Origin of the sequence: Streptomyces longisporus, from assembly GCF_039532765.1 — a bacterium.
GTDB lineage: Bacteria > Actinomycetota > Actinomycetes > Streptomycetales > Streptomycetaceae > Streptomyces > Streptomyces longisporus.
In genome coordinates this window covers 345,367-366,568 of sequence record NZ_BAAASG010000008.1, presented here as the reverse complement: position 1 = coordinate 366,568, position 21,202 = coordinate 345,367, and the positions used below count along the sequence as shown (strand labels likewise).

Here is a 21,202-nt window from a genome sequence, read left to right as displayed (position 1 = left end):
TTGCCCACAAGCTACTGAGCAAGAGGGATCTTCACGATCAACGGTTCCTTCCCACCGCGCGGCGATCGGACGACGGCTTGGAGAGGGGCCGGCCACGGCGGCCGGACTGACCGTGACCGCGGTCACCGATCAGCAAAGTGCCCGCAGCGAGCGTCATCAGCACGGGCCGGGAGAGGCGGTCTGGCTGCCGGTCTGGCGGCTCCTCGGCAGCCGGCGCAACGGGATCGCGATGGCCGCCACGGCTTCCGCGGTTCTGAGGCCCGGAACCGCCCCCACCGCACGGGACAACAGCACCGGCAGAGCGACGCTCTCCAGCAACCCGCAGGTACCGGCGCTGTCCGGCCCCCCGAGCCGGCCGATCCCGACCGTGAGGGCCGGCGAGCCGGCGGCGACGAGTGCGGCGTACCTGGCGCCGCGGAGCCTCGGAGTAGCGGCGATTCCCGGCCGATTCGGCCTAAGGGCCGGTGTACGGCCGCCACAACCGGCCGTGCGGCCGAGACAGCCGGTCGCCGCGCCGATGGTGGACGGCACGCACACGCTGAACACCGCATCCCTCGGGGAGACCGCCCGATGAGCACCAGCTCCGCAGTGCTGACCGGCACCGGTCTGGTCGAGCGACCATCTCAGCGCAGTTGCTCCGCCAGTCCGACGAAGATGCCCTCCGGGCCGCGGAGGTAGCAGAGCAAGTAGCTGTCCTCGAACCGGGCGATTCCGCCGACGAGTTCGGCGCCATGAGGGCGCAGGCGGGCAACGGTGTCCTCGATGTCGTCGACGGCGAACATGACGCGGTGCGTGCCCAGAATGTTGTGCGGTCGGTTGCGCGGCCCGGCGCTGATCACTGCGGGGCTGTGGTACTTGGCCAGCTCGAGCCGGCTGTGACCGTCCGGGGTCCGGAGCATCGCGATGTCGCAGCGGACGCCGTCGAGTCCGGTGCACTGGTCGGCGACGGGACCCGTGATCTCCGCCCTGCCCTCCAGCTCCATACCGAGTTCCACGAAGAACGCGATGGCGGCATCCATGTCCTCGACGACGATGCCGACGTTGTCCATCCGCTGAATCGCCATGCTGGTTCTCCTTCTTCCTCGGGCGACCGGTGGTGGCCGCTGATATCCCTGGGACGAAGCCGATGACACGTTCTCGACATCCGCAGACCGCCGAACCCGGGACGATCTGGCCTGCAACGTCCACCTCGCGGATGAGGCCAAGGAGGCGGTGAAGAACCACCGCCTCAGCCACGCCGACCGCCTCTGGTCCTTCTCCGCGATCAGCGCTTCACCCGCCACCAAGGCCACCTGTTGCGGTCCCACGGGAAGCAACATGCTGCGTCGCTACGAGCCCTTGTCAGGCGCCCGCCCCTCTCCGCTCCGCCCAGGGGCCGCGCAGTTCACTGCCCACCGCCCATGCCACCGACACCATCGGCACCGCCACGACCGCGCCGACCACTCCGGCCAGGACGCCACCGGCAATCACGGAGACGGCCACCACCACCGGATGCAGCCGTACCGCCCAGCTCATCACCAGCGGATGCAGCACATGGCCCTCGATCTGGCCCACGACGACGATCAGCGCCAGCACCACGATCGCGATGACCGGGCCGCGCGACGCCAGGGCCACCACCGTGGCCACCCCCAACGCAATCGGTGACCCCACCAGCGGGATGAACGCGGCAAAGAACTCCAGCAAGGTCAGCGGCAGCGCCAACGGCACCCGCAGCACGAACAGGGCGGTACCGACCAGCACCGCATTGGTGGCCGCCACGATCACGATGCCCCGCGTGTACCCGGCAAAGGTCCGCCACGCCGCACCACCCGCACGGCCGAACGCATCGCGCGCCCGCCGCGGCAGTCCCTCCTGAAACCAGAACCACAACCGGTCACCCGAATGGATGAAGAACACCGAACAGAACAGTGCAAGCGCCCCAACCGTCAGCACCTCGACCAGCCGCCCGGCTCCGCTCACCGCACCGCTGAGCAGAGCCGAGCGATGCGCGGACACAAACGAACCCACCTTGCCCTGAAGATCCGACATCACCGTGGGACTCACATGGAAAGGAGCGCCCTGCAGCCATCGCTCGATGCGCCCCACTCCCCCGCCGAACTCATGCCCCAGCCGACCCCACTCACTCGCCACCAGTTCACCCACCAGCGCCAGCAGCCCAAGGACCGCCATCAGACTGCCCGCGACACCCACCACCACCGCCGGCACCCTCGGCAGCCACCGCGCCAGCAGATCCACGAGCGGACGCAGGACTGACGTCACCACCAGAGCGAGAAACAGCGCCACAGCAACCATCTGCAAACGCCCCAACATCACAAACCCCGCATACGCGACCACCCCCACCACCAACAGCCGCCACCCATACGCAGCCCCCACCCTCAGCCCCCGGGCCACCACCACACCCTCGTCCGCCCCCTGGCCTGGCGTCCGCGCCCTGCGGGCACGCGCCACCGCCCCCACGCCCCGCGCCGGCCGACTCCCGAGCACCACGAACCGCGACCGCCCCCGGCGGCGACGGGCGCCGCCACCGCCACCCGGATACCGACGCAACCAGCGCACGGCACCACCCACCCGCACATCACCACCTCACCTCGCCGAAATCACGCAGCCATGTGTCCCCCCGGCGGCCACCTTCTCAATCGCCGGTGCTCTCACGGACCAGGCGGGACAGGATGTGGCCGTAGCCATATCCCCCTTGTGCTGCGGGACTCGGGCCCGAGCGGTACGAGTGCGTACTGGCCGTCCGCCGCACGGAGGCGGAGCCGTTCGCGAGGTTCGCCGACGCGGACGTCATCGAGGCCGTCCGCCGGCGGTATTGGCCGGCTACTCCTCGGGCTCCCAGGCGATCAGCTGCTCGAACACCTGCCGGTCACCCTCGATCTTCAGGTCGCTCATCGTGAGGCGGCCCCACACGAAGAGGAGCAGCTGCTCGGCCGTGCCCGTGGCCGAGGCGGAGGGGGGCGCGGCGTCGTCCGTGAGGGGTGCGGGCCAGGCGCCGGTCGCGTCCAGCGCGAGGAGCCAGGAGCGGCCCTCGGTGGCGTGGTAGTGGATGGTGGCGGCCTCGTGCGGCCAGGCCGCCGGGGTGGAGTTGCAGGTGTCGAGAAACTCGGCCACGCCGTCGATCGCGACGTCCGCCGGCATGGGCTGCACGGCGCCTGCGGCGAGCTGGGCGTCGTAGGTGTGCACCAGCACCTCGTGCACCCGGCGCCGGGCAACGCCCCAGGCATTCGCCGGCGACACGCCGGCACGCCACCACGTCCAGCACTCGCGCTCCGGGCCGGCCTCGCGCAGCGCACTCAGCAGCAGCTCGTTCGACTCGGCGTACCAGGCCAGCAGCGCCTCGAGCTCGCCCGGCACGTCCGCGGCTTCCTTGGCCGGCGGAGCCTCGGCCGGGCCCGCGGCGACGATCGCGGCCCACCAGCGCTGGCCCGTCCCCAGGTGCTGCACCAGATCGAACAACGTCCACTCGGGGCAGGACGGCACCGGCGCGTCAAGGCTGGACGCGGCGGCAACCGCACTCCGGAACGCGGCCGACCGCTCGTCGATCAGTTGAAGCAGGGCCGAATACTCAAGGCTGTCTGTCACATCGCCTACGTATCACCCCAGTCCAGTCGACCGCACCCTGTTTTCCAGGCCATCAGCTGCGGGAGTTCCGGGACGACGGTGCGGCGCCGACTGCGGGACTGGCACGAGGCCGGGGCGTGCGGCCGACTGCACCAGGTACTGCCGACCGAGCCGCACCGTGCCGGGAAGCTGGATGGTCCGGGCGGTGATCGACGGCTCCCGCCACCAGGCCCGTCGGGGCCGCCCGAAACCGGGCCGCGCCCGCTCGACGGTGCGGTCCGTGTCCGGGTGGCGACACGCCCGGCGGCAGCCGGCAGTTCAGGGATCGGTCCCTGACCTCACCCGGCGCGCGGTCCGACTCGCAGCACGCTCAGACAGCGGCGTGGTGCCCGGTCCCCCATCCGCGTGCGGATGCGCTCGGCGACACCGTCCAGCAGAGGCTCTCGAACCTCCCGGTCGAGCCGGCGGTACAGCGACTGCGAGCGAAGGAGGTCGGCAAAGCCGTCTCCGGTCAGCCACTGAACCGTCGGATACCAGCGCACCGTGGTCGGGACGAACAGTCCTCCGGGGTCCTCGACCAGGCCCCATCCCTCGTCGGTGGCGCGCACGTCGTCCTCCAGCGGCGGATGACCCCAGCCGGGGTTCCCCGGGGAGAACCGCTCGTGCAGATCGGCGCTCTCGGCATACACCTCCGGCTCTCCCGGCCGGCGGACCACGACGTGGCCCAGCAGCGCCATCCAGCCTCCGGGCGAGACAACCTCGTGCGCCCGCCGCCAGCCAACCGTTGGATCGACCCAGTGCCACGACGACGCGGCGACCAGGGCATCGAAGCGTCGGCCACGGTCGTCCCACTCCTCGAACCGCGATGTCTCGATCTCGACACGGGGAAACGAGGCAAGCCGCCGACGAGCGAGTGCGGCCAGTTCTGCGCCCGGCTCGACGGCGGTCACCGAGCATCCGAGCGCTGCGAGCGATCGGGTGGCCTGGCCACTGCCGCAGCCCACCTCCAGCACCGACGATCTCTCGTCCATGCCGGTGATGGCCACCAGGTCCGCGAACAACTCGTCCGGGTACCGGGGCCTGACCCGGTCGTAGAGCTCCGCCACCTCGTTGAACACCCGGCCGAGGCCGTAGGGATCCGGACGCGTCTTCGGGTCATCGGTCACGAGCGCACAACCTATGAGGCCCGCTCCTCAAGACGCCACCGGTTCACCCACAGCCACAGACACGCCCCGTCCGAGCGCTCAGAAAGGATCGGTGCACAGCCTTTCGGGGGTGCGGCTGCTCGGAACGTTGACGCTGCCGGATCGTTGCGCACTGGGCACGATTCCCGGTCTGCTCCTGTCTCGCGTACGCCTGGCACAACCCGGCCGACCGGGTAGGGCTCCGTCGGATCTACGCTGAAGCCGGTCCGTCTTCGCGACCGTGGAATGTGTGAGATCCGAACAGTGAAAGGACTGCCGTGGTGACGGCGAGAACCCGTGACATCGAGAAGGCAGCCGGTGTGCTGCGCGCCGGAGGGCTCGTGGCCTTCCCGACCGAGACCGTCTACGGTCTGGGCGCCAACGCCGAGGACTCCGCCGCCGTCACGCGCATCTTCCAGGTCAAGGGGCGCCCGCCCTCTCACCCGCTGATCGTCCACCTCGCCGACGCTCAGCACCTGGACGACTGGGTCCAGGACGTGCCCGCGACGGCCCGTCTGCTGGCCGAGCGCTTCTGGCCGGGGCCTCTCACGCTGGTCCTGCGTCGTGGTCCCAGGGTGCCCCTCGAAGCGACCGGTGGCCTGGAAACGGTGGCCGTGCGCGTGCCCGACCATCCCGTCGCACTCGCGCTGCTGTCGGCCTTCGGCGGCGGTGTCACGGCCCCGTCCGCCAACCGCTTCGGCCAGGTCAGCCCCACCGCGGCACCCCACGTTCGGGCGGAGCTCGGAGATGCCGTCGACTTCGTCCTGGACGGCGGCCCCTGTGAGGTCGGCGTCGAGTCGACCATCGTGGACGCCACCGGCGAGGTGCCGAGCATCCTGCGGCCCGGCGGGGTGACCCGCGAGGACCTCGAAGCGGTGCTGGGGCGCCCGCTGGCAGTCCACGCTACGAGCAGCGTCCGGGTGCCGGGCCAGCACCCGTCGCACTACGCGCCGCGTGCCCGGGTCGTTCTCGTCGAGCCCGAGAAGGTCGTCGCCGAGGCGGAGACGGCGCAGGAGCTGGGGCACCAGGTCGGGGTCTTCCTACCTCCCTCCGTCGCCGACACTCCGGTGAAGGCGCACGCCGTGGTAGCTCTCCCCGCCTCGACGGCCGCCTACGCACGCGGCCTGTACGGGTTCCTGCGCGAACTCGACCAGCGGGGATGCGACCTCATCGTCGCGTCCCTGCCGGTGGAGGAGGGGATGGGACTGGCGATCGCCAACCGTCTCCGCCGCGCCGCAGGGCCCCGGACCACCGAGTGACCAGGGCGGACGCCGACGCCTCGTGGGCATCGGTGTGCCCGCCCTGAGCGAACGGTCCTGACCGGACTCGCCAAACGATCATTGGTGCCCGCTGGGGTTCAGGAGGCGGCGGGGACGACCGCAGCATCCAGTCCGCGGGCGGCGACGAGCTGCGCACTGCCGTCAGCCAGGCGGTAACACAGGCCCACCACGGCCGCCTGGCCGGCGGCGACCTTCTCCGCCAGCACCCGGGAGCGGTCCAGCAGCAGGTCGACGGTGTGCCTTATGTGCTCCGCGAGGATCTCCTCCGGCTCCACCCGTCCGGCGGCCCGCGCCGCCAGCACGCTGGGGGTCACCCGCTCCACGACATCACGGACGTACCCGGCCGGAGTCATGCCGTCCTCCAGCGCGGCGCACGCAGCGCCCACCGCGCCGCAGGAGTCGTGACCGAGCACCACCACCAGCGGGCAGCCCAGCACGTCCACGCCGTATTCGATGCTGCCCAGCACCTCCGCACCCGCCACGTGACCTGCGGTGCGCACCACGAACAGGTCGCCCAGGCCGCGGTCGAAGATGATCTCGGCGGCCAGCCGGGAGTCGGAACACCCGAACAGCACGGCGAAGGGCTGCTGGGACGGGGCGATCTCGGCTCGGCGGGTGGCGTCCTGGTTCGGGTGCTCGGGGGCACCGGCGACGAAGCGCTGGTTACCGGCCAGCAGCAGCTCGAAGGCGTCGCGGGGTGTCGGTGTCTTGATCTCGGTCATGACCGCAGCCTACGAGCCGAGAGCACTGATCGCGGCACGCGGCCCCCGCCGTTCACAGGCCGGGCCACGCATGGTTCACGGAGTGCCTGCCGGACGGCCGGGCGGCCTGACCGGTGTGCCTCACGCTGCCCGGTGACCGAAGGGCGGGCATGCGCCAACGCGCCCCGGTTCAGAGCGACTTTCGGCCGCCAGGCAACCCGAATCGACTTTTCACACTTTTCACAGATGGCACACAAGAACCTCCTTGCGTGCCTTCAAGACGTGCACGACTCGTCCCGACCAGACGCAGAAAGAGCACTCATGACCAGACACCACCCCACCGTCTTACGGCGTTCGGCGATCATCGCCGCCGCCGCCCTCACCGTCGGCGCAGCCGGAACGCTCGCCGCGCCCGGCGCGGGAGCGGCGACACCGACGGGTACGCCGAAGCTCGAGCTGATCGCCGCCTCCCCCTCGGTGACCGTCAATCGCTACGAGGGCGAGCCGGGGGTCTACCTGGACCTCGGCACCTACATCACGGTCGACGGGGGCCCGCTCGAGATGCGGGTGACACGCAAGTCCTACAACGACCCCGTCATCGCAACCCAGGTGATCCACTCCGGCGGCCGCACGGTGACCAAGACCCTGCCGAACGGCCTGGTGAAGGACTTCTCGGGCCTGCCGGACTTCCTGAAGGTCAGCATCAGCGACGCGTCGGGCGCGACGGTGGCCGACACCACGCAGTCCTTCTGCCCGAACACCCGGGCGGGCCGGATCCGGCCGGACGCCCCGGCCACCTCGAAGTACCCCGACGGCTGCTCCGACAACCCGTTCGCGCTCGGTGGGGTGTGGGGTGTCGAGAAGGGCTGGGCGGCGTCCACGTCCCCCGGCTTCCGCGGGAACAACCCCATCGACCTGCCGGCCGGCGTCTACACCGCGAAGGTGTCGGTGGCGAAGAAGTACCGCGACCTGTTCGGAATGGCGGACAAGACTCAGACCGTCAAGGTGACGGTCCGCCAGAACTCCAGCGGGGGCCAGGGCCTGGCCGGCATCGAGCACGGGCAGAAGAACGCGTCGAAGAGCCTGAAGCCGGCCGCGAAACGCCCGGTCGGCGCGGCGACCGTTCCCGCCGACGTGCCCAAACCCGACCTGCGTGCCCTCCCCGCATACGGCATCGCCATCACCAACGGGGAGGAGGGCGGAGCGGGCGTCGCCCCGGGCAAGGACTACCTCGCCTTCAGCGCCACCGTCTGGAACGGCGGTCCCTCGCCGCTGGTCGTGGACGGGTTCCGCAAGCCCGGCGCGGAGAAGATGGACGCGTACCAGTACTTCTACGACGCCAAGGGCAAGCAGGTCGGGTACACGCCCACCGGCACCATGGAGTGGGACCCGCGGGAGGGCCACCAGCACTGGCACTTCAGCGACTTCGCCAGCTACCGGCTGCTCGGCGCGGACAAGAGGGAGATCGTCCGCAGCGGCAAGGAGGCGTTCTGCCTGGCCAACACCGACGCCATCGACTACACGGTCAAGAACGCCAACTGGCACCCGTACAACACCGACCTCGCCACCGCCTGCGGTGAGGAGACCGCCGTCTCGGTGCGCGAGGTGCTGGACGTCGGCAACGGCGACACGTACAGCCAGTACCGGCCCGGTCAGTCCTTCGACGTCTCGGACCTGCCGAACGGCACGTACTACATCCAGGTCATCGCCAACCCCGACAACCGGCTCAAGGAGCAGAGCACGGCCAACAACGTCACGTACCGCAAGGTCATTCTCGGCGGCACGCCGGGTGCCCGCACGGTGACCGTGCCGAAGTACGGCCTCATCGACGCTCCCTGACAACCGGCGGGCGGAGGCGAGCGCCTCCGCCCGCTCGGCAGTGATCCGAGCGGGAGGCAGGCAGCCGGGCGCAATCAGGTGTGCGGCGCTGAGAGGCATCGCGTCGGACGGCGATTCCCGGCGGGCTGCACGTGAGCAGGTCATCTGAAAAGCGTTCGCCGCCCGTCGTCCAGCGGCGCTAGCCTCACTGATCATGGGAGCACGAGCGCAGTACGTAGTGGTCGAGAACGGCGCCTGGCAGCGGTACTACTCGCACTGGGCCGCCGACCGGGTGGTCGACGACCTGCTGACCGGTCCGGCCGCGGCGACACGCTGCTTCCGTGCCAACCGGGAGATCGACGAATGGCTCGACGACGTGTGGTGCGAGGGCGCCGCACTCGTCGACCACGACCGCCGGATCCTGTGGTGGTTCGCCTTCGCCGACAGCTGGGCCGACCACATCGCCGCCCGCGCCGTACTGGCCCGGACATGGCCCGGCTGGGAGGTCCGCTTCGCGCACGACGGCATGGGTGATCTGACCCACCACCTGGGCCTCGGCAGGGACCTGACCCGTGAACCGGGCTGGTTCGAGACCTTCGAGCCGACCGGGTTCGCGGCCACCGAATCCACCGAGCCCAGCTCCGTCGTGTCTCTGCGTCTGCCCGACGGAAGGGTGCGCGCCTGGGGCAGCGACTGGGAGCCCGTCGACCACCTCGCCGGCGGCCCCGGCCTCATCGACCTGGCCGCCGCGTGCCAGCCCACCCCCGCACTCACCGACATGCCCTACGGCGGAGTCCACTTCGACCCGCAGGCCCGCACCGTCTCGCTCTGGGCCGTGCAGAACGTGGCCGGCATCCACAACTGGCCGTTGCCGGGCTGGCATGACTGGGCCCTGGACTTCCGCGGCGACGACCACACCCGGCAAGCCGCGCTGCTCCCCGCGGACTTCCCCTTCCCTCAGCCGCCGCTCGCGGCCGCACTGCGCAGACTCGGCGACGGCCTCAGCACCCCGCCGCCCGACAACGGCGCGCTCCTTGCCCGCGCCGCGGGTGCGCCCGGTCCGGTGGGCACCGTCCCCGTGGTGAACCCGGCCGCGCTGGTAGCGCACGAACCGGCCGATCCCACCCCGGCCGAACTGGCCGTGGTGCGCACGGCTCTCGATGCACTGGTCGCAGGAGCCGAGGGCGACTGACCACAGGGTTCATTCACTGGGGATTTCCCCGTTGCCCTGTAGCAGGGCGCGCGCCTGCCAGCGCTTCCACGGCTGCCGCGACCGCGCGAGGGCTGGAGATCATGGTCAGGTGGCGGGCTTTGGGGATGAGGGTGGGCGGCGGGGCACCGATGCGCCGGGCGGTCTGCTGCGGGGTCTGCCTGCTGAACACGTCGTCCTCGGCACCGAACACGACCGACTTGGGGATGTCGACGGCCGCGAGTCGCGCCACCTGGCTCGCGGTGAGGCCGGGCACGCCCTCACCGAGCATGCTCCACAGAGCGGCCTCCGCGCCCCGCACCCGCAGCGGCCTACGCCACTGATCCAGTCCGGCGGCGTTGAGAGATGGGCATTCCGGTCCGCACTGGGCGTCGTAGAAGGAGCGGATCAGCCAGTCGGCGCCGAGTCCAAGGCGCAACAGGCTGGTGCGATAGGGATCGATCAGCAGGTATTTGAGGGCCGACGGTGGGCCTGCGCCGGTGTTCAGGGCATCCCCGTCGAGCAGCATCACGCTCCCGATCCGCCCCGGTGCACGCAGTGCTGCCTCCGCGACGACTGCGGCTCCGCTGGAATGGCCCACCAGAAGGGGGCGCTCCCCCGGCCCGCCGAGGTGCAGGGCGCCGAGGAAGCCCAGCAGTTGCTCGGTGAAGTGGCTGACGGTGTACGGGCCGCGGCGTTCGCTGTAGCCGTCTCCGGTCAGGTCCAGCGCGTAGACCCGGTGATCGCGCGCGAGGAGCGGCGCCAGTCGTGACCAGGTGTCCACCTGCTCGAAGGCGCCATGGACGAGGACAACCGGCGAACCAGTCGTGCCCCAGGTCTGGTAACGGGTACGGATATCGGCCGCCTGGACGTATCGCAGCCCTCCTGGAGGCGTGGCGCGCCGTGCAGTGAAGGCGTTGTAGGCCAAGGAGGCCGTGGTGACGACGGCGAGCAGTACGGCGCAGCCGAGCGCCACACGCCTCAACCACCGCCTGAGCCGCGGCCGGCGCGCCGCGGGCGTGCGCTGCACGGCGTCGTAATCCGGCGGCGCGGGCTCGGTCCGCTCGGCCAGAGAGTCGGCATCCATGCGAGTTCCCATTCTGTTTTCAGGCCGGCAACCCCCACAGCCGGCACGGTCACGGACGACACGGCCACGCCGATCAGGCAAACGCCCGTCGTCCTGCCCCACAGCATCGCCCCGTCCAGAACCGGGATCATCCACCGGGGGTCGTCATCACATGTACTCCCGTGGGGGTAGGAACCCGCCCGGGCGAAGCCGAGGGCCCCAGGCCGTGGGGCATCTCCGGGGGCGAGTGACATTGTCGCCGTACAGGACCGAGCGGCTCGCGCTCATCGGTCGGCCTGGCCGCCACCCCCGGCCGGCGTCGCTTCTTTACCGATCTCGACGTGCAGCTCTTCGGCCGGCCGACGCGCGCTTCACTCGGTGATGGTGAGCCCGTCGAGGTCATCGCGCACATCCTGGAGTTGCTGGCTCAACTTCACTGCCGCCATGGCCAGTTCGGCCCTGCAGGCCGTGATCAGCCCGCCAGGGTTCCGGTGCCACAGGTGAGACGTGGGAGGGCGGGCCCGGAACCTCTGTTCCGGGCCCGCCCTCCCACTCGGCGTCAGCTTGCGGCGGGGACCGGGTCACGGGTGCGGGCGTCTCCTTCGTGCCGGGCTCGGCTGTCACCGCAGGAGGAGCAGGGACGGACGCGCACGGGATTTCGCCGCGCGGGACGGCTTTGGCACGGGCCTCGTCGAGTTCGCCAGGGCCTTCAGACTCACGCGGCTGACCGCGCGGGCGTTGCCCACGGAGGCGATGCCATGGACGACCGTACAGAAGATGATGGGCGCGATGAAATCGTCGCCGGGCGGATTGAGTTCGGCGCCGACGGAGGGCCACAACCCGCCCACGGCGGCGCCGCACGGGAGTTCGGCGCCTCTCCGGGGATCCACCGCCGCAACCGGCTAATTCTTTGGCCGGGAAGATTCACCGAAGCCCGGCAGCGCATTTCATAGGCACATCCCGCCCCGCGCACCAAAATCGGCGACGCCGAAAGTTCCTCTTAGACGCCCCAACCGTAGGCGTCGTTTGTCGAGAGCTCCCGCCAGAGCGTCGGCTCGATCTGCGCTGATACCCCTGCGGCTTCGAACATCGGCCTGATCTCGGGTCCCTGCTCCTGGAAAAACGACTCGAAGCTCTGCCGGTCGGGCCACTCGTCGAGCACCATCAAGCTGCCGCCGTCCTCGGAGCCGTAGAAGCGGTGCGCAATGAGGCCATGCCGCTTCGCCGCTTCGAGGACGGCCTCCATCTTCTCCGTGTTGGCTGAGGCGTACTGCTCGATCCCCTTCGGATCCCCGGCGACCGCCAAAGTCATGATCACAGACATAATTCCTCCCACTCTTCGCTTGCACACTCGGCACCGGGATTTTTACAGCAAATAATCGCCAATTCCGTCAAACACACCGCACCCCCGGGACATCCGGCACTGATGCCACCACACCGACCGCTCCGCGCGGCCAACGCGCCCACGACCCGGAGGCCTAACCCGCGGCGGCCACCGAAAGTGCCTCGGCTGTCGCCGCGTCGGCGGGCAGGAACGCCTCGAGCTTCAGCTCGGCAAGGGTGACGTCGACGGCGGTGGCAAAGGTGGTCACGGTCGTGATCAGGTGCAGCTCACCGTACGAGGACTGCAGATGGAGCGGAACTGCGAAACCGAGCAGCCCGGCGGACGGATCGAGTTGCGGAACATATGCGGTGAGTTCGGCGCGCAGCTCCTCCAGGTGGTCGAGGCGGGCCAGGATGTGGCGCGCCCATTCGGCGAGATTGCGGATGCGGGGAGCGAGGCCGTCGGGATGCAGCGCGAGACGGTAAATGTTCGTGCCCGGGCCGACCAGCTCGGGACTCACCCCCTCGGTGATCCGATCGAATGCGCAATTCGCGGCGATCAGGTCGCCGCTGCGGTCCACCACCAGCGCCGGATACGGCAGATGCCCGCGCAGGATGTGATCGATCGCCGTGCGCACGGGAGCCAGCACCGGGTCGTCGAGTGCGCTCTCGGGGTAGGCGGGCGCATACCCCGCGGCCAGCAACAGCTCGTTGCGCTCCCGCAGGGGCAGTTCCAGCGACTCTGCCAGACGTACGACCATTTTCCGGCCGGGGACGGACCTGCCGGATTCGATGAAGCTGAGATGGCGCTGCGTGGTGCCCGCCCGAAGCGCCAGGTCGAGTTGGCTGAGATGTCGGCGGGTACGACGTTCGCGAAGCGCACGGGGAAAGTCCACCGGCCTGTTCTAACGGTGGCGGAGGCTCCCTGGCCATTCCCCGCAGGGAATTGTGGCCTCTCGCACCGGTCGCCGACGATCGCCGGCATGGACATCGGCGTACTTCTTCCGACCGGAACCGCCCAGTGGGGGCCGGCCGACGACCCTCGCGAGCTCATCGCCTTCGGCCGCCAGGGCGAACGCCTGGGCTTCTCCTCGCTCTTCGTCAACGACTCCCTGATCAGCCCGCGCATCGAGGCGCTCACGATGTTGGCCGCCCTCGCCCCGACGACCGAGACCGTGACGCTGGGTACGGCTGCACTGATGCCGTTCCTGCGGCGGCCGATCCAGACCGCGCAGTCGCTCGGCTCGATCGACGTGTTGTCCGGTGGCCGACTGACCGTGACCGTCGGTGCCGGCTTCCCCGGCCGCTTCGGTCGGCCTCTCTACACACTGTCCGAGCTGCCGTGGGAAAGGCGCTTCGCCCGCCTGGACGAGACCGTCGCGCTGTGGCGGGCCCTGTGGGACGGCGCCGACTCCTTCCACGGCGAGATCCTCCGGTTCGATGACATCCCGCCCACCACCAGGCCGTCCCAAGTCGGCGGCCCACCGATCTGGCTAGGCGGCGCGACACCCGCAGCGCTGTCCCGCACCGGACGGATGTACGACGGCTGGCTGCCCTACCCGCCCGATCCCGCCGACTACGCATCCGGTCTTCGCCATGTCCACCAGGCGGCGGCCGACGCCGGGCGTGCAGCCGAGGACATCACCCCCGCACTGTTCGTCTCCGTATGGTTGGACGACGACACCGAGAGGGGTCGTCGAGCACTGGACTCCTACGCACGAGCCACCTACGGCATGCCGCTGCTCGAGTTGGAGAGGATCCAGGCCGTCGTCACCGGCTCCGCCCACCACGTGGTCCAGAGCCTGGGGCTGTACGTCGCCGCGGGCGCCCGGCACATCGTCGTACGACTCGGCGCCCTGGACCTGCACTCCCAGCGTGACCAACTCGAACGGCTCGCAGACCTGATCCCCGCCGTCCAGAAGACAGCCGCTGAGCCTGAACTCGCGCAGTGACGGGCGCCTTGAGAGGCGAGGGTTTTCACAACCTGCACTGGCAAAAGGGGCTGGAGCTCAGCCTGGACTGCTTCATCTGCGGCCGCACCCGGCGCACGGCCTCCTTCCAGTACGGGCTGGAGCACGCCTGTGTTCGGCCGACGACGAGTACCCCGAGCACTCCACCGCGGGCCGGATCGCCGCGTTAGAGGTCACCGACGAACGGAGCGGAAGGCACTGCGGGCCGTCGTCGACTACTGGTGGGCCGTTCTCAGTCCCGTCAGTCCGGAGCGCTCGGCATCCAGACCAACATGGTCCGGCCGGTACGCAACATGTGCGGCCGCTGCGACCACTGCTCGCCACCAGCGAAGAAGCTACCGCGATCCGGCTCCTGACCTGAGCCTCACCCCAGTGCCACATCAGACGACCTTCGTTCCGTTGCACCGCTGGAAGATTCGTCGAAATAGTCTCCGTGCCGCAGCCGGGGAAGCCCCCTTTCCGGCCTTTGACGGAGGGCTGGGCGGACGCAGAGTCGGGTTCTGGAGTGGGTGCTTGCTGGCGTCCTTCGGGGCGCCGAGCAGCCCATTCCCGTCGTCGACGCATATCGCCTGACCTGGTCTCTTCTGATTCTCGCTCCTACGATCGACGTCGGTCGAAAGGGGGCCGGATGGACCGGACCGTACGCACCGTCGAGGACGTACTCGCGCTCTTGGACGGGTTCTTCGCATCTGATTCCGCGGCCGGCCGCCTGGCGACGGGCGACGGTAAGGGCTTTTGGGACCGCTTCTACGCCGACCGGTCGAGGCCGGCCCCGTTCTTCGTGTCCAAACCGGATGAGAACCTGGCCACCTACCTCGACCAGGGCCTGATCGCTCCCGGCCGGGCCCTGGACCTGGGATGCGGGCCGGGCCGCAATGCCGTGTACCTCGCCTCGCGCGGCTTCGAGGTGGACGCCGTCGACCTCTCCCCGGTGGCCGTCGCCTGGGGCGAGGACCGGGCCCACGAGGCCCAAGTCGACGTCCGCTTCCTGTGCGGCGACGCCTTCGCGCTCCCCACCACCCAGTTGAGCGGCCCATACGACCTGGTCGTCGACTCAGGGTGCTTCCACCACCTACCGCCGCACCGCCGCGTGAGCTACCTGGCCCTCCTCGACCGCGTCCTCGCACCGGGCGGCCACCTCGCACTCACCAGCTTCGCCGCCGGAGAGGCGGGCACGGGCTCGGAACTCACCGACGCGGACCTCTACCGTGTAGGCGAGCTGCAGGGCGGCCTCGCCTACACACCCGAGTCGCTGCGCTGGATCTTTTCTGATCTGGTGGAGGTGGAACTGCGCCGCATGCAGGAAGAACCGCCCGAGTCCGCACTGTTCGGCGTCACATTCCTGTGGACCGCGTTGTTCCGTCGAGGTGCGGCTGCCTCAGGCGAGGTTCGCACTGTTGACGACGGCGAGTAGACACGCGTCCACGCGGGGTCCGAGGGCGAACTCGTCCTCGGACCCCGGGCATTACCCGTGTGGTTTCAGAGCATGATGAGTAGACGTGTCTTCGGCTTGAGCTTCCTGTTCACCGAACGGCTCTGCACGTATACCTCCAGCTTGGGGTTGTTCCCTGCCTTCACCGAGACGGTCCCCTGGATGCCCGTGCCGAACAGCAGGGTGCGCGCCGCATCGCCCGTGTAGGCGCGGTCGGTGTCCTTCTCGACCACGATGACTTCCTTGTTCAGCTGAACCTGAGCCCTGGCGCCCAGTTGGTAGTAACACGAACCGCGTTCGTATGTCACACCTGGGTGGGAGTTGACGAAGGGGCGGATCTCGACCTCCTGGTCGACCTTCAGGAGCCGGTATTTGTTCGCCGGAATCGGTTCGAGGTTCGCCCGGACCTCGTCCAGTGATATGTCCTGACCCACGGCGAACAGGTTCTTCGTGCCGCGCACGCCTTGCTCTCGTCCCCTGAGGAAGCTGGTGGCGGCAGCGCGTACGGTGCCGATCGCCTCCTCGACGCCCTTCTGGGAATCCGCATCCCAGATGGCGATGTTCCCGGCCGGGAAACCGTAGTTCTGGGCGGTGCGCTTGGCCAGGGAGTTCGGAACGAGGATCGCGGACGTCCAGTGGCCCGGAAGCGCGCCCATCTTCGCCGTGATTTTGTCGAGCCAGGGGCCGAGGATGGTCATGTCGCCGTCGTGCCGCCTGTCGCCCCCGGATGCGTTCTCCTCGCCGTCCGTCACCACGATCTGGAGGAAGCTGTGTTCGCCGTATTCCTCCCAGATATGACCCAGGTCGTCCAGGGACTTGAGTGAAGCCTCAATGAGGGCCGTGGCGCCATTGTTGACCCGGTACAGACCCCGCATGGACGGCAGATGCTTCACGTCCATGTCCCAGACCAGGTTCTCCACCTTGTGGTCGAAAGAGTAGAGGCTGATCCTGGTTTCGTGGCCGAGGCTGTCTGATTCGGCTTTCAGTCCTGCCACGAACTCGTCCACGACGCGGATGAGTTGACTTTCGTGCGGACGCATGGAACCCGAACAGTCCACCACCAGCGCGACGTGGTTCACCTTGTGCTGGATCTTGTTTGCGGACATGCTTCTGCTCCCCCTCCGAGCTGCCCCGAATGATGTTTTCACTCTATGGGGAGGCACTGACAACGGCCTTTCACGCGTCAGTGGTCACCCCACAGGGGGCTCGCTTCTCCATGAGCACGCGACCACTGCTGCTTCGCCGGGAGTTCATGGGCCGTCAGCCTCGCCGTCACCACCGGTGACGCGCCCTTCGCACACGTCCCCCTCGTTCCGTGGCCGCCTCCCATGACGAGTCCTCAGTATCGGTCACCTGTACGGATTTCATGCCGCCACTGCCATCGCAACCGTGTGCTCCCGCCCCATTGTGTTGCGTCTTGCGTGGCTCTACTGTTCGACTTTGCCTGAGTCTGTTTGATGCTGATTGCTCAGGCGGTATGGAGGCCGCAGTGCGAAGTGATCGGTTCGGTTCAGAGGCTGCGAGACCCGGTCGCGGTCGGTGGTGGAAGGCGGTCCTCGCGACAGCCGCGACCATCGCCCTGGCCGCGGGCATGACCGCGCCCGCAGCAGCGCAGGACAGGGGCGGGCAGGCCCCCGCCGCTTCTGCCGCAAGTCCACCGACGCACACGGTGAAGCTCGACGGCTATTCGTTCCTCGTCGACGGCAAGCGCACCTATCTGTGGTCCGGCGAGTTCCACTACTTCCGGCTGCCGAGTCCTGACCTGTGGCGCGACATCTTCCAGAAGATGAAGGCCGCCGGATTCAACTCCACCTCGCTGTACTTCGACTGGGGATACCACTCGCCGAAGCCGGGTGTGTACGACTTCAGCGACGTGCGTGACCTCGACAAGCTGCTCGACATGGCGCAGGACGCCGGGCTCTACGTGATCGCTCGCCCTGCGCCGTACATCAACGCGGAGGTCGACAGCGGCGGTCTGCCCGGCTGGATGACCACCAAGGCCGGGCACAACCGCAGTGACGACCCGCAGTTCCTGAAGTACGCGGACGAGTGGCTTACGCAGATCGACCGGATCATCGCCCGGCATCAACTGACCAACGGGACCGGGTCGGTGATCGCCTACCAGGTCGAGAACGAGTACTACAACGGTTCGGCCGCCGGCCGCTCCTATATGCAGCACCTGGAGGACAAGGCCCGCGCCGACGGCATCACCGTACCGCTGACCGGCAACAACAACGGCACCTTCAACTCCGGTGCGGGAGCCCTGGACGTCGACGGCCCGGACTCGTACCCGCAGGGATTCAACTGCTCAAATCCCTCGAAGTGGAACGGTGTCCCCGACATCAGCTACGACCACCCGGACGGCAAGCCCCTGTACTCGCCCGAGTTCCAGGGCGGTGCCTTCGACCCCTGGGGCGGGCCGGGCTACGACAAGTGCGCCCAGCTGATCAACGACCAGTTCGCCAACGTGTTCTACAAGCAGAACATAGCCGTCGGCGCTACCGCCCAGAGCTTCTACATGACCTACGGCGGCACCAACTGGGGCTGGCTGGGCATGCCGGAGAACTACACGTCCTACGACTACGGCGCCGCGATCCGCGAGAACCGTCAGCTCGATCCGAAGTACTACGAGGACAAGCTCATCGGGTACTTCACCCAGTCGGTCGCCCCGCTGACCAAGACCGAGGCGATCAGGGCCACACCGCCGGACGACTCCGCGGTCGTCGACACGGCCCGGATGAACCCGGACACCAAGACCCAGTTCCACGTCCTGCGGCACGGCAACTCCACGTCCACGGCGGTCGACAAGACCCATATCTCGCTGGACTTCAACGCCCAGCCCTCCGCGGACACCACGTACACCTGGGACGACCCCGACTCCGCGCTGCAGTACAGCGGTTCGTGGTCGCACGTGGCCAACCAGAGCTACACCGGGGGCGACTACAAGCACACCGAGTCGTTCTCCAACAAGGCCGGTGACTCGCTCACCGTCCCCTTCGACGGCACCGCGATCCGCTGGATCGGCTCGAAGACCGACAACCACGGCAACGCCGACGTCTACCTCGACGGCACCAAGGTGGCCACGGTCGACGACTCCGGCGGCGAGAACCAGGCGGTGATCTTCCAGAAGACCGGTCTGACGGCCGGATCCCACACGCTGAAGATCGTAGTCGCCGGGAACCACAGCTCGGGATCCACGGACAACTACGTGGCCGTCGACGCCATCGACGTGCCGACGGGCAGCGCCGCCGCGGAGCCGACGTACCCGGTGGTGCCCCAGCAGCCGGGCACCGCGATCACCCTCGACGGGCGCGACTCCCATGTGATAACGGCCAACTACCGCCTCGGCGAGGCCCAGTTGCAGTACTCGACCTCGGAGATCATGACCAGCGCGGCCATCGCGAACCGGGATGTGGCCGTGCTCTACGGCGACCCGGGCAGCGACGGAGAGACCGTGCTGCGCTACTCCTCCGAGCCCACCGTGACCACCAGCGGCGGCACCGCCACCACCACCTGGGACAAGGACACCGGTGACCTGCGGCTGAACTACACGCACAAGGGCCTGCTCCGCATCAGCATCAGCGGCGGCGGAAAGCCCCCACTCCTGCTGCTCGTCGGCGACAAGGCCACAGCCGACACCTTCTGGCGTCAGGACACGGCGAGCGGCCCGGTACTCGTCCGCGGCACCCACCTGCTGCGGACGGCGACCAGCCTGGACGGCGGGCGCACCCTGGCGCTCACCGGCGACAACGCCGAGGACAAGAACATCGAGGTGTTCACCTCTGCCGACCGCGTCACCTGGAACGGCAGGACACTCAAGACGAAGGCCACCGAAACGGACAGCCTCACCGGGACGATCCCCGTGGCCGCCCCGGTACAGCTGCCGTCTCTGACGACCTGGAAGCACTCCGAGGAATCCCCCGAAGCGGCCCCCGCCTTCGACGACACCAGCTGGCAGGTCGCCGACAAGACCACCACCAACAGCGTCTCCGGCGTCAACTCGCTGCCGGTGCTCTACGCGGACGACTACGGCTTCCACACCGGGAACACCTGGTACCGCGGCCGCTTCCACGCCACCGGCAAGGAGACCGGCATCCACCTGGTCTCGGACTCCGGAGGAGACGCGCAGGCCTTCTCCGCCTGGCTGAACGGCACCTTCCTGGGCAGCTCCACCACAGGCAGCGCCGACTTCACCTTCCCCGCAGGGTCGGTGAGGTCGAAGGGCGACAACGTCCTGTCCGTGCTCACCGTGAACATGGGACACGAGGAGGACTACAACTCGACCAACGGCAACAAGACCGCGCGCGGCCTGACCAGCGCCTCCCTCGTCGGGGCGCCGCTGACCTCCGTCACCTGGAAACTGCAGGGCGTACGAGGCGGCGAGAACCTGCAGGACACCGTGCGCGGCCCGCTCTCGACGGGCGGCCTGTACGGCGAGCGCGCCGGCTGGTCCCTGCCGGGCTACCCGGACGACAAGTGGAGCCGGGTGTCCCTGCCGACGACCGACACCCGTCCCGGAGTCTCCTGGTACCGGACCGACGCGACACTGGACCTGCCGCGCGGCCAGGACACCTCGCTCGGGCTGACGTTCACCGACGACCCGTCCCGCAAGTACCGCGCGACGATCTTCGTGAACGGCTGGCAGGTCGGCAACTACGTCAACTACCTCGGCCCCCAGCACACCTTCCCGGTCCCCAACGGGATCCTCAACCCGAACGGCCGCAACAGCATCGCCATCGCCGTGTGGAACCTCGACGGCAGCACCGGCGGGCTGGGCAAGGTCTCACTCACCAACTACGGCAGCTACGCCTCGTCCCTGCGTGTGGCGCAGAACGACAGCCCGCGCTACGACCACAAGAAGTACGCCATGCCCGAGCGTCCGGGGGCAGATGTCGCCCTGGACGTTCCGGACACGGCTCAGCCGGGCCAGGCCTTCACGGCCGAGGCCACGGTGCGGGTGCCGAAGGACCGGCCGTCCGTCTCCGAGCTGACGGCCTCGCTCTCCGCGCCCGACGGCTGGAGCGTCAGCGCCCCGAGCCCGGCTTCGGTCAAGCGCGTACAGCCCGGCGGGTCGGCCATCTTCACCTGGAAGGTCCAGCCGCCGACCGGGACGCTGCCGTCCGCCTCGGCGCTCACGGCGACGGTGCGCTACCGGCAGAGCGGACGGCAGGCCGTGGGTGATGACGAGCGCATCGTCGACGGAATCCCACCCGCCCCGCCGGCCGGCAAGAGCGCCGTGAGCGACCTGCCGTTCCTGTCGTCCACCAACGGCTGGGGACCGGTGGAGCGCGACAGCAGCGTCGGCGAACAGGCGGCCGGGGACGGCCGTCCGATCACCATCAACGGGGTCCGCTACACCAAGGGCCTGGGCACCAACGCGGTCAGTGACGTCCAGCTCTATCTCGCCGGCAACTGCTCCCGGTTGACGGCGGACGTCGGCGTCGACGACGAGACAGGAGGTGCGGGAACGGTCACGTTCTCCGTGATCGCCGACGGCAAGACCCTGGTGACCACGCCGACGATCCACGGCAAGCAGACCGCGGTGCCGATCGACGTCGACGTCAGCGGCGCCCAAGTGGTCGACCTCAAGGTCGGTGACGCCGGCGACGGAAACGGCAGCGACCACGGCGACTGGGCGACGCCGACACTCACCTGCGGTTAGCGTAGGGGCCGCTTCC

At 69.0% G+C, this 21,202-nt stretch carries 15 protein-coding genes and 1 pseudogene; 6 read left to right on the top strand and 10 right to left on the bottom strand.

From position 1 onward, the window contains the following. Positions 1-623 precede the first annotated feature (623 nt). The 4 genes from ABD355_RS18715 to ABD355_RS18700 all read right to left on the bottom strand — a co-directional run bounded on the left by ABD355_RS18715 (position 624) and on the right by ABD355_RS18700 (position 4,727). Positions 624-1,064 (bottom strand): VOC family protein, encoded by a 441-nt coding sequence (locus ABD355_RS18715; RefSeq protein WP_344401584.1) that lies wholly within the window; start codon positions 1,062-1,064, stop codon positions 624-626. Between the two features lie 277 nt (positions 1,065-1,341). Next, positions 1,342-2,574 (bottom strand): AI-2E family transporter, encoded by a 1,233-nt coding sequence (locus ABD355_RS18710; protein WP_344401583.1) that lies wholly within the window; start codon positions 2,572-2,574, stop codon positions 1,342-1,344. Positions 2,575-2,820: 246 nt separating this feature from the next. Continuing rightward, positions 2,821-3,582 carry a maleylpyruvate isomerase family mycothiol-dependent enzyme gene (locus ABD355_RS18705; RefSeq protein ID WP_344401581.1) on the bottom strand — a complete coding sequence of 254 codons (762 nt, stop codon included), beginning with the start codon at positions 3,580-3,582 and terminating at the stop codon, positions 2,821-2,823. Between the two features lie 317 nt (positions 3,583-3,899). Further along, positions 3,900-4,727 (bottom strand): class I SAM-dependent methyltransferase, encoded by an 828-nt coding sequence (locus ABD355_RS18700; protein ID WP_344401580.1) that lies wholly within the window; start codon positions 4,725-4,727, stop codon positions 3,900-3,902. Between the two features lie 299 nt (positions 4,728-5,026). Here ABD355_RS18700 and ABD355_RS18695 point away from each other — a divergent pair, with 299 nt between their 5' ends. Beyond that, positions 5,027-6,004 carry an L-threonylcarbamoyladenylate synthase gene (locus tag ABD355_RS18695; protein ID WP_344401579.1) on the top strand — a complete coding sequence of 326 codons (978 nt, stop codon included), beginning with the start codon at positions 5,027-5,029 and terminating at the stop codon, positions 6,002-6,004. 98 nt (positions 6,005-6,102) lie between these two features. Here ABD355_RS18695 and ABD355_RS18690 read toward each other — a convergent pair whose 3' ends face one another. Next, a complete protein-coding gene (locus ABD355_RS18690; RefSeq protein ID WP_344401578.1) occupies positions 6,103-6,747 on the bottom strand; it encodes a carbonic anhydrase in 645 nt (214 codons plus the stop codon). 300 nt (positions 6,748-7,047) lie between these two features. Here ABD355_RS18690 and ABD355_RS18685 point away from each other — a divergent pair, with 300 nt between their 5' ends. Together ABD355_RS18685 and ABD355_RS18680 are read left to right on the top strand one after the other, a co-directional pair. Next, entirely contained in the window at positions 7,048-8,565 is a 1,518-nt protein-coding gene (locus ABD355_RS18685) for a lysyl oxidase family protein (protein WP_344401576.1), read from the top strand. A 193-nt stretch (positions 8,566-8,758) separates the two neighbouring features. After that, positions 8,759-9,736 (top strand): hypothetical protein, encoded by a 978-nt coding sequence (locus tag ABD355_RS18680; RefSeq protein ID WP_344401575.1) that lies wholly within the window; start codon positions 8,759-8,761, stop codon positions 9,734-9,736. A 13-nt stretch (positions 9,737-9,749) separates the two neighbouring features. Here the strand turns inward: ABD355_RS18680 and ABD355_RS18675 are convergent, their stop codons facing one another. The 4 genes and pseudogenes from ABD355_RS18675 to ABD355_RS18660 all read right to left on the bottom strand — a co-directional run bounded on the left by ABD355_RS18675 (position 9,750) and on the right by ABD355_RS18660 (position 13,018). Then, positions 9,750-10,820: an alpha/beta fold hydrolase gene (locus ABD355_RS18675; RefSeq protein ID WP_344401574.1), complete on the bottom strand. Its 1,071-nt coding sequence runs from the start codon at positions 10,818-10,820 to the stop codon at positions 9,750-9,752. Positions 10,821-11,500: 680 nt separating this feature from the next. Beyond that, a pseudogene (locus ABD355_RS18670) lies at positions 11,501-11,689 on the bottom strand (hypothetical protein); the annotation flags it as partial. 110 nt (positions 11,690-11,799) lie between these two features. After that, the gene (locus ABD355_RS18665) at positions 11,800-12,123 is read right to left on the bottom strand and encodes a hypothetical protein (protein WP_344401571.1); all 324 of its coding nucleotides are present in this window, start codon (positions 12,121-12,123) and stop codon (positions 11,800-11,802) included. Positions 12,124-12,277: 154 nt separating this feature from the next. Next, on the bottom strand, positions 12,278-13,018 hold the full coding sequence (locus ABD355_RS18660) for an MmyB family transcriptional regulator (protein WP_344401570.1): 741 nt from the start codon (positions 13,016-13,018) through the stop codon (positions 12,278-12,280). A gap of 87 nt (positions 13,019-13,105) precedes the next feature. On the opposite strand from ABD355_RS18660, the gene ABD355_RS18655 reads away from it, so the two are divergent. Together ABD355_RS18655 and ABD355_RS18650 are read left to right on the top strand one after the other, a co-directional pair. After that, positions 13,106-14,074 (top strand): LLM class flavin-dependent oxidoreductase, encoded by a 969-nt coding sequence (locus ABD355_RS18655; RefSeq protein ID WP_344401569.1) that lies wholly within the window; start codon positions 13,106-13,108, stop codon positions 14,072-14,074. A 646-nt stretch (positions 14,075-14,720) separates the two neighbouring features. After that, positions 14,721-15,506, top strand: coding sequence for a class I SAM-dependent methyltransferase (locus ABD355_RS18650; protein WP_344401568.1), 786 nt, complete (start codon positions 14,721-14,723; stop codon positions 15,504-15,506). 65 nt (positions 15,507-15,571) lie between these two features. On the opposite strand, the gene ABD355_RS18645 is transcribed toward ABD355_RS18650, so the two are convergent. Continuing rightward, positions 15,572-16,630 carry a vWA domain-containing protein gene (locus ABD355_RS18645; protein WP_344401567.1) on the bottom strand — a complete coding sequence of 353 codons (1,059 nt, stop codon included), beginning with the start codon at positions 16,628-16,630 and terminating at the stop codon, positions 15,572-15,574. A 485-nt stretch (positions 16,631-17,115) separates the two neighbouring features. Here ABD355_RS18645 and ABD355_RS18640 point away from each other — a divergent pair, with 485 nt between their 5' ends. Further along, positions 17,116-21,186 carry a beta-galactosidase gene (locus ABD355_RS18640; RefSeq protein ID WP_425585765.1) on the top strand — a complete coding sequence of 1,357 codons (4,071 nt, stop codon included), beginning with the start codon at positions 17,116-17,118 and terminating at the stop codon, positions 21,184-21,186. Positions 21,187-21,202 lie beyond the last annotated feature (16 nt).

Bases quoted from the DNA above. Each gene is read 5' to 3' on its own strand.
- ABD355_RS18690 (WP_344401578.1), bottom strand. From the start codon at position 6,747: ATGACCGAGATCAAGACACCGACACCCCGCGACGCCTTCGAGCTGCTG.
- ABD355_RS18640 (WP_425585765.1), top strand. From the start codon at position 17,116: ATGACCGCGCCCGCAGCAGCGCAGGACAGGGGCGGGCAGGCCCCCGCC.
- ABD355_RS18650 (WP_344401568.1), top strand. From the start codon at position 14,721: ATGGACCGGACCGTACGCACCGTCGAGGACGTACTCGCGCTCTTGGAC.
- ABD355_RS18680 (WP_344401575.1), top strand. From the start codon at position 8,759: ATGGGAGCACGAGCGCAGTACGTAGTGGTCGAGAACGGCGCCTGGCAG.
- ABD355_RS18645 (WP_344401567.1), bottom strand. From the start codon at position 16,630: ATGTCCGCAAACAAGATCCAGCACAAGGTGAACCACGTCGCGCTGGTG.
- ABD355_RS18665 (WP_344401571.1), bottom strand. From the start codon at position 12,123: ATGTCTGTGATCATGACTTTGGCGGTCGCCGGGGATCCGAAGGGGATC.
- ABD355_RS18675 (WP_344401574.1), bottom strand. From the start codon at position 10,820: ATGGATGCCGACTCTCTGGCCGAGCGGACCGAGCCCGCGCCGCCGGAT.
- ABD355_RS18715 (WP_344401584.1), bottom strand. From the start codon at position 1,064: ATGGCGATTCAGCGGATGGACAACGTCGGCATCGTCGTCGAGGACATG.
- ABD355_RS18685 (WP_344401576.1), top strand. From the start codon at position 7,048: ATGACCAGACACCACCCCACCGTCTTACGGCGTTCGGCGATCATCGCC.
- ABD355_RS18655 (WP_344401569.1), top strand. From the start codon at position 13,106: ATGGACATCGGCGTACTTCTTCCGACCGGAACCGCCCAGTGGGGGCCG.